This window comes from Seonamhaeicola sediminis, from assembly GCF_004358095.2.
GTDB lineage: Bacteria > Bacteroidota > Bacteroidia > Flavobacteriales > Flavobacteriaceae > Seonamhaeicola > Seonamhaeicola sediminis.
The window spans coordinates 1-566 of the sequence record NZ_SMZJ02000038.1 but is presented as its reverse complement, the minus strand read 5'-3'; the positions used below and the strand labels follow the sequence as shown (position 1 = coordinate 566).

General features: G+C 30.0%; 1 protein-coding gene. It reads left to right on the top strand.

Going from position 1 to position 566, the window contains the following annotated elements:
* Positions 1–48: 48 nt before the first annotated feature.
* Complete coding sequence (locus E1J38_RS15010; protein WP_133357654.1) at positions 49–282, top strand: hypothetical protein; 234 nt, start codon at positions 49–51, stop codon at positions 280–282.
* The last annotated feature ends 284 nt before the right edge of the window (positions 283–566 follow it).

Sequence of the window (566 nt, the reverse complement as noted above, 5' to 3'; positions counted from 1 at the left end):
AAACCGTTGCCATTCATTGGCGGAACGCACTCAAACTGAAAATAAAAAATGAAAAAAGTATTAAAAATAATTTCTACAATATCTATTATATTATTTGGAATCTTATGGATTTCAAGCAAATTTGATTTCTTGACCGAATATAATTCTTCCGATATTAGAACGTTTTTTGTTCTTATTTACTTGTTTACAAGTTTAAAGTATTTTCAAATGGAAGTTAAAGATAAAAAGACTGAAATTCAGGAATTGAAATTAAAACTGGAGAAAACAAAAAGAAAAATTTAAAATAAACTGAATAAGGAATTTATCAAGTTGCGGAATTTCTCACTCAATCGGAATTGAAAAATATTACGGAACAAAACGCCGACCGAACTCACTCAAACGCTGAAAAACGGAAAAAGTAATTTAATGGAAAATCTGAACTCTAAAAAACAACGAAATGGCAACACCGTATAAAAAAAATTGCTAGTTTTAGCTAAACCAAAGTTAGTTGCCCGTTTGCTAGCTTCTGATTTTCCTTCGGAAAATCCTCGCACACAAACACGCAACTTTCCTTATACATAAACGTT

Excerpts from the sequence above, each read along its gene's own strand:
- E1J38_RS15010 (WP_133357654.1), top strand. The coding sequence starts at position 49 with ATGAAAAAAGTATTAAAAATAATTTCTACAATATCTATTATATTATTT.